The organism is Paenibacillus diazotrophicus (assembly GCF_042610465.1).
Genome location: NZ_JBGJZN010000004.1, coordinates 155,683 through 170,376, shown reverse-complemented (window position 1 = coordinate 170,376; position 14,694 = coordinate 155,683). Strand labels below are relative to the sequence as shown.

11 protein-coding genes are annotated in these 14,694 nt (G+C 43.8%); all 11 read right to left on the bottom strand.

The genetic code is table 11. The annotated features are described in order from the left end of the window. Nucleotides 1–41: 41 nt before the first annotated feature. The 11 genes from ACAN54_RS17625 to ACAN54_RS17575 all read right to left on the bottom strand — a co-directional run bounded on the left by ACAN54_RS17625 (nt 42) and on the right by ACAN54_RS17575 (nt 14,692). A complete protein-coding gene (locus ACAN54_RS17625; protein ID WP_379157951.1) occupies nt 42–884 on the bottom strand; it encodes a hypothetical protein in 843 nt (280 codons plus the stop codon). A 411-nt stretch (nt 885–1,295) separates the two neighbouring features. Then, a complete protein-coding gene (locus ACAN54_RS17620) occupies nt 1,296–1,604 on the bottom strand; it encodes a hypothetical protein (RefSeq protein ID WP_379157948.1) in 309 nt (102 codons plus the stop codon). Nucleotides 1,605–1,670: 66 nt separating this feature from the next. Further along, the gene (locus ACAN54_RS17615) at nt 1,671–2,363 is read right to left on the bottom strand and encodes a hypothetical protein (protein WP_379157944.1); all 693 of its coding nucleotides are present in this window, start codon (nt 2,361–2,363) and stop codon (nt 1,671–1,673) included. 516 nt (nt 2,364–2,879) lie between these two features. Next, a complete protein-coding gene (locus ACAN54_RS17610) occupies nt 2,880–3,227 on the bottom strand; it encodes a hypothetical protein (RefSeq protein ID WP_379157942.1) in 348 nt (115 codons plus the stop codon). Nucleotides 3,228–3,247: 20 nt separating this feature from the next. Then, nucleotides 3,248–4,414, bottom strand: a complete 1,167-nt coding sequence (locus ACAN54_RS17605; protein WP_379157939.1) for an RHS repeat domain-containing protein — start codon at nt 4,412–4,414, stop codon at nt 3,248–3,250. Nucleotides 4,415–4,487: 73 nt separating this feature from the next. Further along, the gene (locus tag ACAN54_RS17600) at nt 4,488–4,868 is read right to left on the bottom strand and encodes an Imm8 family immunity protein (protein ID WP_379157936.1); all 381 of its coding nucleotides are present in this window, start codon (nt 4,866–4,868) and stop codon (nt 4,488–4,490) included. A gap of 18 nt (nt 4,869–4,886) precedes the next feature. Further along, complete coding sequence (locus ACAN54_RS17595) at nt 4,887–5,357, bottom strand: polymorphic toxin-type HINT domain-containing protein (RefSeq protein ID WP_379157933.1); 471 nt, start codon at nt 5,355–5,357, stop codon at nt 4,887–4,889. Continuing rightward, the gene (locus tag ACAN54_RS17590; RefSeq protein ID WP_379157930.1) at nt 5,354–5,806 is read right to left on the bottom strand and encodes a polymorphic toxin-type HINT domain-containing protein; all 453 of its coding nucleotides are present in this window, start codon (nt 5,804–5,806) and stop codon (nt 5,354–5,356) included. The genes ACAN54_RS17595 and ACAN54_RS17590 overlap by 4 nt, the downstream gene beginning before the upstream one ends. Before the next feature lie 182 nt (nt 5,807–5,988). After that, complete coding sequence (locus ACAN54_RS17585; RefSeq protein ID WP_379157927.1) at nt 5,989–6,483, bottom strand: hypothetical protein; 495 nt, start codon at nt 6,481–6,483, stop codon at nt 5,989–5,991. 291 nt (nt 6,484–6,774) lie between these two features. After that, nucleotides 6,775–7,632 carry a polysaccharide deacetylase family protein gene (locus ACAN54_RS17580; protein WP_379157924.1) on the bottom strand — a complete coding sequence of 286 codons (858 nt, stop codon included), beginning with the start codon at nt 7,630–7,632 and terminating at the stop codon, nt 6,775–6,777. A 148-nt stretch (nt 7,633–7,780) separates the two neighbouring features. Next, nucleotides 7,781–14,692 (bottom strand): RHS repeat-associated core domain-containing protein, encoded by a 6,912-nt coding sequence (locus tag ACAN54_RS17575; protein ID WP_379157921.1) that lies wholly within the window; start codon nt 14,690–14,692, stop codon nt 7,781–7,783. Nucleotides 14,693–14,694 lie beyond the last annotated feature (2 nt).

Below are 14,694 nucleotides of genomic sequence, written 5' to 3'. Positions count from 1 at the left end.
CTCGAAATGAGCAACTGAGCAACTTATGTAAGACACCTTCCTCATTCTCGGTAACCTTTAAACTCCTTCCAAACCTCATTTTCAGTATTTAAGAATTCTTTTATATCCTGGTACTTCAATTCAAATTCTTTATGATCCCCTGCACCATGAAAGGTGGCTAAACTGATACCGAGAGAATCCTTTGTAAAATAACTGAAAGCAAAATTGCTAATCTCAAATGATGAATCAGCACCATTAAGATAGTTGAGTAATTCTTCTGAACTAGTCCTTTCTAGAAAATAACTCTTCACTACATCGTCTTGTATATTTTCTGCTAAATGTTCCCTAAGTTTATGAACAAATCTTGTATCGAGCTTAATAACATTCGATAGCCCTAACTTTTTACCATACTTAACATCTACATTTGTCGTATAAAACAAATCCAACGGGTAAGCAGCCTCGTCTGAATAACTAAACCCTTTATATTGAACACTCAGCAAGTTTTCACTCTTCAATGAAACTTCATAATCAATATCCATGGATAGATCATCATAATCTTCAGTACTGTTAAGATAGTCATCTAAAGGGACGAGTGCTTCAAATTTTAATAATTTATTTATTTTCACTTCTTTTATATAATCATCTATTCCGGTGATGTGGGGATACCTTATAGATATGTCATTATCAGTGTAGCTTTCGTTAACTATTGAATAAGATGGACTCTTAATAGCTTGGGACTCATCTTGCTTATTCAAGCTATTTATTACAGGCGCTTTCCGAACAGCTTGAACCTGCTCTGATTCTTGCGTTACGACTGAATTAGTGTCTACATTTTTTAGACTGCATGAAGTAATTAAGAGGGCAATTAGCAGTATCATAAGTAGTGCATTCATTTTTCCTCTCATTCCATTGCTCTCCCTCCACTAAATTGTATGGGTAAAGTCGTTCAAGCCAAAGGAGATCGCTATTATATGAATATCCATATTCAAAAAATTCACCATCGAAATTCTTCATCATCACACAAATGCATATGTATATTATAAGGCACTCTCTTTTATTCATCAGCTCCAGTTCGCCTAATGAATCTATAAAGAAATGAGTTTGTTTCCAGTACGCATTTGCCACACTTCCAAGGTCAATCGGTTCCCCTGTTCCTTGAGTGGCCAGCTTTTTATTCTTGCTTAAGTTTTTGAGGTAAAAAAACCCACAAGCGATCATAAGTCGCCTGTGGCTTGGTATGTGTTTATCTAGACAGTTTGTTCTTGTCGTCCATGCTTCCACACTTCCATTGTCTATCAAGAATATAGAGTTATCGATTAAAGGCTCAAGTTCCAATCCGGATGTTTGAACTTGATTAACCCTATAGCCTCAGAAAAGGCTTCAGGACGCAACTTCTTTAGTAAATCGTTGTCAATAATTCCACGTCGCATAAAAATATCAGCCAGTGATTCACCGCAAGAAGAACAGACCATTTCTTCGGTAGACGGATCAGATGCCACTTGTACTAAAATCCTTATGACATCTTCACCGTCGAATTTACCAAGATCCATGGCAGCATCATCACGTTCAGCCTCGCTTGCGGACTTGTCAGTAAGGACTTGCAGTAATAGTTCCTTGGTCGCCATTTAGTCACCTCATTGTTCAATTAGTCGTTGAAACGTTATCTTTATTGTTGTAAAAACCACTTGAGTTTATTTCCATTCCAATTGAGTTATCAAATCTGACCAATAAATCATTTCAACCTTGGTTACCTCGTTCTCAGATTGTTCATCTACTTCTTTCTTATAGATAAAATACTCTGGCTCTCCATTGTGACTATTCACTACTCTGAAGTCATACCAATCGTTCTCATAAATATTATTTAGTACTGAGAATTTTTTGGTTATTATGTTATAAAATATAATTTCTGTAACATCAGGAATTCGATCCTCTGAAACAAAAACAACGAAAGAATCATTAGCTGATAAAAAACGATGAAAATTATAGGGCTTTATTTTGAAACAAAACTCTTGTCCGAATGTTTCTTTATTAATCCTCCACATCTCTCCACTACCATAGTCATTATCAAGTAATAATCCATCATTATCTTCATCAACAATTTTGACAAAATAAAAATAGTTTTCCGTTACATATGCATCGTTAATATCAAAGTTTCCATATTGAATAATATTATGGTTCAGATTGCTTTTGCTATTGAGCATCCAAATAGACTTTATTCGTATTTTGTCTTCAGTTCTATCTATGGCATTCCCATTGAAATCGTATTCCCTGATTAGTGACTTTGAGATAAATAAATCATTATTAGAAAATGCCAAGAAGTTGATTGTTTCTTCATTTGAACCGGTGAATAGTAATTTGTTTGAGCTTAAAGCTGATATATTCATAAGTACCTCCTAAATGCAGATTTTGGTTCACCCTCATCTTACCTGGTTTACTAGGGTTTGGAACTAATATCTCCAATTTCATATGTGGTCCGCCCCGATGTTTACCAAATTCATCACCATCTCCCATTCCTCGTTATTTCAAGTGGGCAGCTTATGAGTTGTTTTCAGACTACACAAATTGGACCGCCTCAGCATTGTTAAGACAAAAAAGAACCACAGCCCCCGTTAGTCACCTGTGGAAGATATTTGGGTTATCTGCTTTTCTCCAAAGTGAAATATACATTACCGCTATAAAGAATATATTCATTTTCTTATTTGAAATAAATAAGAGTATCGCCAATTGAATCCCAGTTTACTTTATGTTTAGCATCTTTAAATACCTGAACCATTGTTAATTCATCACTCATGATCCCATGTTTTGAAAAAAACATAAGAAAACCAAGATAACAAAAAACAGGTCAATTACGGTGGTATCTGACCATAATCGACCTGTTTGATGTATCGGCATAGCGTTACTCAGGATGACATAATAAAATCTTCTATTGGCATTATATTTCCATTGTCATCATCAATATAGATACCACGCGGAAAGTTTTCTTGAGACAATATTTGTTTCATCAAATTTTCATTCGTATACGTCATCATAATAAATTGAGGATTTGGAAAAGGAATTCGTTTCATATCATCTTCCTCATAATCATTCATGATATCTTCCGCACTTTCATAAAAAACGTGATCGTGACCGTAATCTACAACAATTCTATTCTCAGTAAGACTGGTGGATTTATTCTCACCATAATGTTGTAGATTACGAATTAGGTTAAGATTAAGGCCTTCATTGCCAATTAGAATTATCCATTGCACGTCGCATCCTCCTTTCTTTGTTATCTACCAACATGATTAATTAAGTCCGCTTCATTAGTAAACACTTGGAATCCTTCTTTTTGAAGCCCTTTTACAACAGCGGAATTCGGACTCTGATCGGGTAAATAAACAATAACTTCTTTATTCGTACTTGAGGCAGTATTTATTGCTTGCCGCGTCGCACCTTTTCCGCCACCTTGTTTAACTTGAATTATCGCGTTATCAAGTTCAATATCATAATCTGTCAATGGTGTTCCATCTGCTCTATAAACTTTCTTATTTACATCAACGACTTTACCAGGATATCTTGCTTCAATTGCATTAGCAGTTTCACCTACATATTTGTCGGTTGAAGTAAAAGTCCTAACATTTCCCGCACCCTTAGCTGAAGGTGTAATCGAACTTGAAACACTATATATACCAAGAGCAGCAGAATTCACTTTAAACCAAATCCCCGCATTCTTGAATGACAGTTGATCCATCTCAGCAACGGTCAAACTAGACAGATCTCGGCCTTTCTTTTGTAGCGAGTTCAATTTGTATACTAGATAGGAGTTATTTACTAAGGCTCCTTCACCCAGTCGCTCGTTCGCCTTTGTACCATAATACCAGACGAGATAGTATTGCTGCGCCAAGAAAAAACCTTTCGCTGTTTTATCAAATTTCCAACGTTCGGGATAGTATTTTGCTACGTACGCCAACGTACATTTAGTGATATCCTCCGAGTATAATCCTCCAAGTCCCGAAGTCGCCATATTCCCACTCGGATCCGTAAACCTCAACGGATTATTCTGCACATACGTATACAAATTCAACGTCAGCGGATTTGTCAGTTCCCCCTCATACGTATCCTCATTTATAAACCGCCCCACACTCGAGTCAAAATCCCGCGCCTGCGCATGGGAGTAGCCACTATAGTAATCATAGCCCAGGCTGGTGTAGCCGAACAGGTTGTCCGGGCCGGACCAGTTGAGGTCGAATTTCTTCGGTTTCTCGGTCACGCCGAATTCGTCGTAGCGGTACCGTGCCGAGATGCTGCCGTCTTGGCCTTCCAGCCCGATGACGCTTCCTAGTGCATCGCTCAGGTAATAGAGTGTCTTCGGTGCTGAACCTGACGCACTTGCTCCGCTGGCTCCAGGCGTTGGCTCCCAATCGTTGCTCGGGTCTCCGCTGGCAAGATAGCTCATGCTGCGCCCAATTCATTCGGCACTGGGTGGGTTAAAAAGAAAACCTTGAGGATTATCTCCTCAAGGCCCGTAATTAGTTTTCTTCGTCTAGCTTAGTCAATACCTCTTTGCTCGTCATATATTTAATATTGTCATACTCCCATTTTAAATGACGATTAACAGCCTTTGCTGCCTCATCCCAAGTAGGACGAATGCAATCCTGTAATATTTTTTTTATTTCTATTTCCAACAAAGTTTCATCAAATTTTTCAACAATAAACGTTGCCCTACCGTCAAAAACATCATTTTCACTTATTAATTTCGTTAAATATTCAAGAGAAATTACTTGGAAGTGAAAACAATCAGTCCCTATATCATTTTCTTCTGCTATATATGCAGTTCCCCTTATTTTAGACTCGTTTAAGTCATCTGTGCTCCCAATTAAATCAATGCCCTTAAGTACAGGTATTACCATTTAAATCCCACCTAATATTTAATTTACTTCAATGTGGAAGTTTCCACCAAGATTGTTCTCTAAATTCAGTTCCAGTGAGCCATCCTTCTTATAACCATATCTAGCAACATACTTTCCATCTTTACTTACATATGTTGTATACCCATTTTTGGTTACTCCCGTAGAATAACCTTCACCCAAAAACTCCTTCACAGTATCTAATACTTTATTTTTTGATATATAAGCATCTTCTAACCCAGCTATACCTTTATTGGTTTTCCCCATAGTAGCAAGAGTCTTTGCACTCAGATCACATGGCCCAGTATTATGAACCCATATCCCAAGGTCACTTACAAAGTACGTATGGAATTCATTGACTGTTAAGTTGTACACTGTGACATGCTTATGTTCCAATTCAATACTCTCAATCTTGAGTGTATTCCCATCACTCTGAACAAGCAAGTCACCCGGCTTAAGGTCTTTGACGAACGTCCATCCTTTATCCTTCACATAAAACGGATGGTTAAAGGTCGATTCAATCGTCTGACCGCCCACATGAATCTTGTAATCTCATCCGTCTCATGATTTAACGTTTCCGTAACCTCTTTATAAGCTACTTCTCCATTCTCTTCATTCTTGGAAAGAACCTTATCTCCGACTTCGATGTCTTCGATAGGTTTCTCACCTTCGTCTGTTTGAACCTTAGTCCCTGCTACAAAGCAGTTACAACCACTAGAGGAACTTCCACTCTTCTTGCCAGAGTTGCCTACGCTATAATCACGCATACTGATATTTACAGTAGAATGCAAAGCTAGCAATGCTATATACTCTGCCTTTTTCCATCCAAAATACTCACGGATTAACTCTTCTCTTGCCCAACTTGCATTTCCAGCACTGTTCTTGTACGCACTTGTTCCTGTCAATAAACCAAATAAGTAATTGTACCGATTGGTTTTCATAAAGAATGCAAAGTCGTATCGCTCCCATATTTTATCATGATATGCCTTATACAGGTCGCTTCCTTTGTTCAGTTTATGCGTGATGTGGGTTGTTATCTTGAGAAACTTTCCGCGGGTTTATTCATCACTGGTTAAAGTAAAAGAAAGACCTTGAGGAAGAACGACCTCAAGGTCAAGACAATTCATACTTTCCAATCGTTTAATAAATTATTATTCAACAGCCCTTCACAAATCACACTACTAAAATCTAAAAAATCGCAATATATTTCTTCAAATATTTTTGAAACTGTAGTCTTTTCCATAAATACAGAACTTGGATGAGGTACCCATTCAGTTCGACTACTGCAAGTGACCTTAACAAGATTCATCTCCTCTTCGAATAGGAGCCGTCTTTCAATTCCCTGTTCGTAGAAATCTAATTCAAAGGAGTACATGTCCGCTCTTGTTTTTTCTAATATATCAGGAACTTGTTCAATCACAGTACATAGATCCGTTCTGCAATCAACAGGCCAATTATCTTGCCCAAAACCACCAACAATGAACGATACAGATTGTGAAATTTCAAACGCCTCACATATGCACATTAGAATTCCCACTGAATCATCCAGTTCTAAATCAGGTATTAAGTATTCTGTTTCAGGTATACTTTCCAACGGTTTCTCAAATGTTAACTCCATATTAAAAATATTGTATCAACCCTTTCATAGTGGGTTACTTATGGAATCGGATAAGCAGTTTTTATACCAGTTGAAAATGGAACAAGTATAGCCTTCGTTACAAGTATTATAATACCCTCAGGAGTAATTACTTGCCCCATACCTGGAGGTAAGTCTAATATTGTTGTTTCTGTAATTGGCCCCTTAGAAGTGATAAAGAGTAGTCCAGCGAAGAAAAACCTCAATAAAATTATTCATAGACTCTTATTTCTTTCCATAATATGATCCTTGACTCTTAAAGATGAATCTGTGCTATTTTTTATAGTTGTTCTCAAAAGCAGGGTTTAACAAGTCGTTCCATATTTCGTTTTCCGTCTTTGCATTATCTTTAATATCTTGATACTTAATTTCAAATTCTGCATGGTCCCCAATAGCATGACTAACACTGATTGAGATTCCCAGCGAGTCATTTGTGAAGTAACTAAACACATCTGCTTGCTTCTCTGTACCGATGTAATCTAAAGAATCTGCATCTGTAAAATTCTGCTTAATTTCTTCGTTAGTGAAATGTTTAAGTGCCTCTCCCTGTGCTGGCCATAATGCCTTAAATCCATCATTTAAAAATTTGCTAGCTAAATCTTCATCAATATTCACGATGTCTTTTAATCTCAGTCTCTCTCCTGACTTGATGTTAATATTTGTAGTGTAAAATAAGTTATTTGGATGTGCTGCATTACTAACATCACCAACTCCCGAATATTGAATGCTTAAAATATTTCTAGTCTCTAAGACAATTTTGTAATCAATATTAATATCTACGAAGCCGCTTGGTTCCTCATAATACTTCAGTACTTTTAAAGCTTCATCCTTCAAAGTATTATTAAGCTCGTTCTGCTTATCAACATCACTCATTCCAAATAACTGTGGATATTTTATCTTGTAGTTTAATTTATCAGTACTTTTCGAGTCAGTAAACTCAGTTATTTTATAATCTATATAATTTGAAATACTCAGTTTTTGTTGATTATTAGGATCGTTGGTATTTTCTACTTTAGGTGCTTTAGTTTCTTTATTATCATTTGTTTGCACTCTATTATCACTTTCGTTACAAGCACTCATACACAAAGTAAGCACTACTATAAAAATAGCAATAAAAACCTTTTTTTTCATGTATTCACTTACTCCCTTTCAGATAATTAACTCCTTTATTCACTACAGATCTAACTGTAAACTTAATGATTTCCTGACAGAAGGCGAACTTGGATAGGTCGCCCCTCTGTCAGAATTAAATCATCACTTTAGTGATCGTTATCTAAAACTAGTTCAAATAAGTTTTTACTTTTTTATAGACTTTAATTCGATCTTTTAACCCATTAGTTCCGCCATTTACTCTTGTACTAACTTGTTCTACAGTTGCGCCATTATCAATATATTTATTCATTCCATTTTGTTTCCACCACCAGCCAGTTGCCTGCCATGAATAATTTTCACTTACATAATATATACCTTTTTTTACAATATCGGGATCGTTCATTTCTTTAGCAAGCCCTTCATAATTGCTACGACCTGTCAGCATGATATATCCGGCTCCATTATAACGCCTCAGCCCGTTTGATTTATCAATAATATCTCCAAAACGTTCTTCATTTTTATAAGTCCTATAGAAATATGTATGATCCCCATAATCATTTTCTATAGTTCGTTTGCCAAATTCTGATTCCACACTTATCTGAGCAATGAATTTAGCAATCCTTTCTTTATTTTTAGAATGGTCAGTACTACCATCGATGATATATTTATCTAATGTGTAATTCAGCCCATTCATAAATGTAACTGTAAGCGTAGACTCATTATAGCCAATTTCTTCAAGTTGTACTTTTGTAAGATAAACTTTATTCTTTGTTATAAGTTTTTGATTGAATGCAGGTGGAACAAAACTTTTAGTTTTATCCTCTGCTTCAAATCTATGCCCACTCGGATCAATATACCTCAATGGATTATTCTTTACATACGTATACAAATTCAACGTCTGCGGCTCATTCAGTTCCCCTTCATACGTATCCTCATTTATAAACCGCCCCACACTCGAGTCAAAATCCCGCGCCTGCGCATGGGAGTAGCCGCTATAGTAATCATAGCCCAGGCTGGTGTAGCCGAACAGGTTGTCCGGGCCGGACCAGTTCAGGTCGAATTTCTTTGGTTTCTCGGTCACGCCGAATTCATCGTAGCGGTATCGTGCCGAGATGCTGCCGTCCTGGCCTTCCAGACCGATGACGCTGCCCTGTGCATCGCTCAGGTAATAGAGCGTCTTCGGCGCTGAACCTGCTGCGCCCGCTCCGCTGGCTCCAGGTGTTGGTTCCCAATCGTTGCTCGGGTCTCCACTGGCCAGATAGTTCATGCTGATCCGCTCTTCACCGGCTCCGTACACATAGGACTGCTTCCAGTTCTGTCCGTCTGCTCCGCTTGTGGTCAAAGGCTGCGGAATGCTCATGGTGATGTCATTGGTGAAATAAAGATCCATTTGCTGCTTCTTGTACTGCGGCTCCCAGCCGTCACGGTCACCGGCAGGATTGCCCGGCAGGTACGTATCCTGAATTGCCCCGTCACCGATCGTGGTCCGCATGCTGACCCGGTTGCCGTCACCGTCATATTGGTACTGTGTGAAGTCACCCGACATATTGGTGTTCCCGATCAGGCGGTTCGAGGCATCCCATTCGTTGCTCTCCAGCACCTGCGGGCCTGAGGCCTTCGCTGCCTTCAAGAGCATTTCAGGACTCTTTGCTCCATCTGCCCCATAGACGTTTGCGGTGACTCCCGTCCCAGGATCGACACTCGCTCCACCCAGTGCCGAGGCTGGATCTATAATCAGCGATAACGGATCTAACAAGCCAGGCAACGAATTCGCATTTGCATCCACGCTTGCCCCTAGTCCGCTTGCATTCACATCCGAATAGACACTGCCCTGCACCGTCATTCTCGGCGCCATCGTCTTTGTTCTGAGCAGTCTCAGCACCGCTTCGCTGTCTATTCCGGTGACTTCTTGCAGATTGCCGCGCGGGTCATAGGTGTAGTCCTTGTAGTCGCTGCCTTTTTCGAAATGGGTCAGCTTGTTCGCCGCATCGTAGGTATAGCTCTCCAGGGTGGTGATTCCAGCCTCTGTTTCCTCTTTACCCAGGCGGTTACCGACTGTGTCGTAGGAATAGACTACCGTGGAGCCATTCTGCTTCTGCACTTGTACCAGCTGGTTCAGCGCATCGTAAGCGTAGTCTGAGATATCTGCCGGGCGCTGGGCTCCGCTCGGATTATCTTCATCGCTACCGCCTTCCAGGCGCTCGGTGCGTGTTTTGTTGCCCGCCGGGTCATAGACATAGGTCAGTTGTTCCAACAGCCCGCCGCCTGGTGCCGTATGCTTCATCTCCAGCAATTGTCCTACGCCGTCATAGCTGTAGGTGCTCTTGCCGCTGTTCGGTAGCAGCTTCTCTATCAAGCGCCCGCCTGCATCATATTGGTAGCTGGTGATCTGGTGCTGTGCATCCGTCACCTGCTTGATCCGGTCCAGCTTGTCGTAATCATAGCTGACCACGGTGTTATCCGGGTAGATGATCCGGCTGCGTTGTCCGGTTGCCGTCCATTCATAACGCACGTTGTTGCCGCGTGGATCAATGACCGAAGTTGGCCGGTTCAGCGCGTCATAGGTATATCTAGTGTCTCCCGTGCTGTCCGTCATCGTCTGGCGGCGGCCCGCGAGGTCATATTTATATTTTACCGTGAGATTGGTGCCGTACTTAATCTGCTCCACTTGGTTGCCCTTATTATAGGCATATACGGTTGTGTTATTATCCGGTTCAGTGACCTTCTGCAGATTACCGTTCTCATCGTAGGCGAGGGTGGTCTTCTCCTGCAGCGGATTCACCGATTCAATGACCCGCCCCAGTGCATCGTACTGGTAGGAAGTCACTGCTCCCAGTGCATTGGTCTTGTCCAGCAGATTGCCGGAGGCATCGTACGAATAATGAGTGGTGTTGCCCTCCGCATTCTTCACATCCGTCAATCGGCCCAGCGGATCATACGTAAACGCCGTCTCATGATGATTCGCATCCGTGATCTTCTCTACATTACCCCGGGCATCATAGATGTAGGAAGTCTCATACCCAAGCGCATTGCGCACCCGTGTATTCCGTCCGAGCGCATCGTATTCGTAAGAAGTCTTTTGTCCTGCGGCATCTGTGAATTCAGTCATTAGTCCGCGGCCATTGCGGGTGACTGTAGTTTCTTCATTCAGCGGATTAATGGTTCCCGCATCCAGACCCCGGCTGTCGTATTTGGTCGTCCACACCGAATGGTTGGGATCAATCACCGCGACCTGGTTGCCGTTCTTGTCATACTGGTATTCAGTTACCGCACCAAGTGCATCGGTTACCTTCACCAGTTGCCCAAGCGCATTGTAGTCATAGTAGGTGCTGTTGCCTAGCGCATCCGTCTCTTTGATGGTATTGCCTGCCGCATCGTAGCGGTATCGCGTCTTGGCTCCAAGAGGATCGGTAACACTCAGCAGCTCATTGCGCTTGCTGTACGTGTAAGAGGTAATGTTGCCCTTAGCATCCTTCTGGGTTAGCTTATTTCCGTTATCATCATAGGTATATGTGCTCGTCTGGCCTGCAGCATCTGTTACTTCCTTCAGTTGGCCTACATTGTCGTAACTGTAAGAAGTAACTGCTCCGGCTTCGTCCTTTTCTTCTATGACGCGGCCAAGCGCATCATAAGTTTGGCTGGTGCTGTGCTGAAGTGCGTCTTCTGTGCCGTTTAGCCGGTACACCTCGTAATTGCTAACGGTCTTTGTGCCAGCTTCATCGGTCTGCTCCACCGGATTGCCATTGGCATCATAGGTGACATTGCTGGTCTGGTCCAGCGCATTGGTGACAGCAACTGCACGGTCTTTCTTGTCATAACCGACGGCCTGCAGTTTGCCGTCCGCATCCTTGATGTGAGTGGTCCGGTGCAGGGTATCACGTTCAATGATGGTCGTGTATCCGCTTGGGTCTTTGATCTCCTTGGCGAATCCGTCGGCATCATTGGTATAGGCCGTGGTATACCCTTCCGCATCGGTTATGGAGACAGGAACTCCCTTGCTGTCCCTGATAATGGCGACTGTGCTGCCCAGGGCGTCCGTACTTTTGACAAGGTTGCCTGCTGTATCATATTCATAGGCAGAACGGTTGCCTAGAGCATCAATCTCTTTAACCGGTCTGTTCAACGCATTATAGCGGGTAAGTGAAGAGTATCCGCTCTCATCCGTCCTCTGCGTCAGATTCCCGCGCTCGTCGTAGGCCAATTTTCCTTTGTTGCCGTTGGCGTCCGTAATTGCGGTTACGCGGTCGCTGCTGTCATAGCTGTATTTTACAATGGAGCCGTTGGCTGCCCGTCGCTGAGCAACCTGGAAGTTATTATTCCACACATAGGCAGTCTCCTGATGCAGCGCATTGGTCCATGTGGTCTTATTCGCAGTGGTGGAGATGGAAGAAGCCAGTCCCGCAGCGCTCACCGCTCTAGCATGGCTGGAACCCGCAACGCCGGCACCACTTTGGGAATAGGTCAAAATCGTCTTGCCTGCCCCTACTCCCGTATGGACGATAGGTGTCTGATTCGGAGTCATATCTCCGCCAAGAACGAACAGGCCGCCGGTCTGTACATTCAGATTATTGTTGACACTTACGTTGTCACGAACGAACAGATCCCCACCGGTTACTGTCAAATTCGCCGTCTGGTTATTGGATACAATTCCGCCAACGACCATTTCCTGGGCAATGTTCATCTCTACACGGGTGTTGATCGACAAATCTCCGGCAATCAGAATCCGCTGCGCATCAATGGTCAGCCCGCCACTGTTGTAGGTGAGACTGCCTGTCTGCAGCGTATCTCCCACAGTTACGGAAGAATCATTGTTGAGATGAATGGTTCCGCCGGACCACAGATTGCCGTACAAGCCTTGAACCTTCTGCACATCCAGCGCCAGCTTGGTATTAGCATTCAGCCCCTGCTTCAGGATCAATGTGCCGTATACCCGCACGGTGATATCCTTATTCGTATTCATCCCGTCCACGATCAGGACTACAGGCTTAAAGGGCGATCCGAAGGTAACACTATCTTCCACATTCAGTTGGCCCGAACTGACCACTGCCGGTGAAGCACTGCTGGCCGCAATCGCACTTTGAATGTCAGCAATTCCGCCTGGAGCGGCAACCGCAGAGGCAATAAAAGCATTCCGCTTGCTCTCAATCGTTCCGATACTGCCCGCCAAATAGTCGGCTATGAGCGGCTTCAGCCCTTCAACAATCTTGTATGCCGGTGCATGGGCGAGATTGTTCATCGTCCCGGATAGAATCACTTCATCCGAGTCGGGAATATCATGCCCGTTCGCAGGGTCAATCCCTGTCACACCTTCGTCAGGCTCTTCTCCCCGGACCACTGGAGCCACTCGCCCTTCATAGCTGGAAGAACTCGCATTCCCATAAAAGTCGGTAAAGCTGGTCACACGCTGATGATCATCATAGGCTACGCTCATCGCCGCAGTCCCTTTGGGATCTGTTACGCTGAGTACGTGATGGCTGCCATCATAGGTTAGATGGGTTATGGCACCATCCACATCTGTAATGGAGATCAGGTCTCCACTTGCCGGACTGTAATGGAAGGACATCTGCCGGCTAGTCGGATCCGTTACAGCCGTCAGCTTCCCTGCTCCATCATAACTTAAGCTCAGTGAAGCCCCGGCTGTGCTGACCGTTTCCAGCTTCGTTCCCTGATAGGCAAAAGCGATAGCATTCCCGTTCAAATCCGTGACCGATTGCAGCAGTCCCTCCGCATTGAACCGGTACTTATCGCCTTGAGGTGATGTGAGGGTGTAGACACCCGCAGATGGCGCACTTAGCGTCCAGTCGGTCCCGCGCGGTGTCAGATAATCTCCTCCGGACAAAGGCACATATTCAAAAAGCGAACCGTCCGGACTCCTAACCTCCACCTTCCCGCCGCTCAGCGGGTTCAACTTCCATTCGTAACTGTGATGCCATCCGAGTCCACTAACACCTGTGAACGGATCACGGCTCAAATAGCTCAGCCCGAATTGCAGCGGCATCAATGCCTGCAGCCGGATCGAATCACTCGAGTAGACAAAATCTCCCCGGGTCGGATCAACCGGCTCCTGTCCCGATGGGTTCACGATCCGCAGTCGGTCCCGGATGGCCGCTTCTGTAAATTGCGTCAGATCCGTGCTGGAGATAGCCCGGGTCGTCTGCGGATCAGTCAGCAAAATAGAAGTCAGCCCGCTGATCGTTCCCGCCGAGGTCGCAGACAGGTTCAATACGGCAATGTCCTGCGCCTTCTCCTGCATGGCCTGAACCGTATCCAGCTTATAATAATAGGCCGCCAGAGCTTCCCAACTGAGTGAAAAAGCAGGCATCGGCGCACGCAGCACCGCAAGCGGCTCCGAGTATCCTGAGACCTCACCGGCTTTCTTCGCTCTCGCCGTAATATGCGCGGCTTCGCCCAGCTTGATCCCGATCTGCTGGCTCCATTGTCCTGCGCTGTTAACAGCAATATTGGAGAACAGCTTGTCCTCTCCACTGGATGGATAGTAGATTTCCAGTTCAAGCAGGGTTCCTGGTTCAGCAGTCCCGGAGACCACAGATTGTCCAGAAGCAGCAGGTTTGATCTGCAATGCTGCCGGAGGCGCTACTTCGTCGCCGCCAAGAATTTCAAAGCTGGCAATTTGCCCGTAATATACGCCAATTCCATTATATTCAGCAGGGGAGATGCAGACGTTGTAGCGCCCTTCATCCAGCGGCACACCTCCGATCTTGCCATCCCACTCATATTTGTGAACGATGTATTCTCCGTTCAGCTTCGTATCATATACACCGCTCGTAATCAGATCCCCGAGGATCGGGGAAGAGCCGTCTTTTTGCGGAGTACACAGGTTAATCTTCGTCTCATGTTTGTCTTGACCGTTATCCGCAGCATTGAAGCTGAAGGAGATGACCGCCTTATTCCCGGATTCCGGGTTAAGCTCACTCGGCTCAATCCGCATATTCGTCGCCGCAAAGGCTGACGATGTGAGATTGGCGAGTCCCGGAAGAACCGGGAGATATGAGAGGACCAGCAGCAGCGCAAGCATGAGGTTCACGCGCGCCTTCAAGCTGCCGCCGCGCCACTTCCTTGTTATTGTTCGAAATATCATAG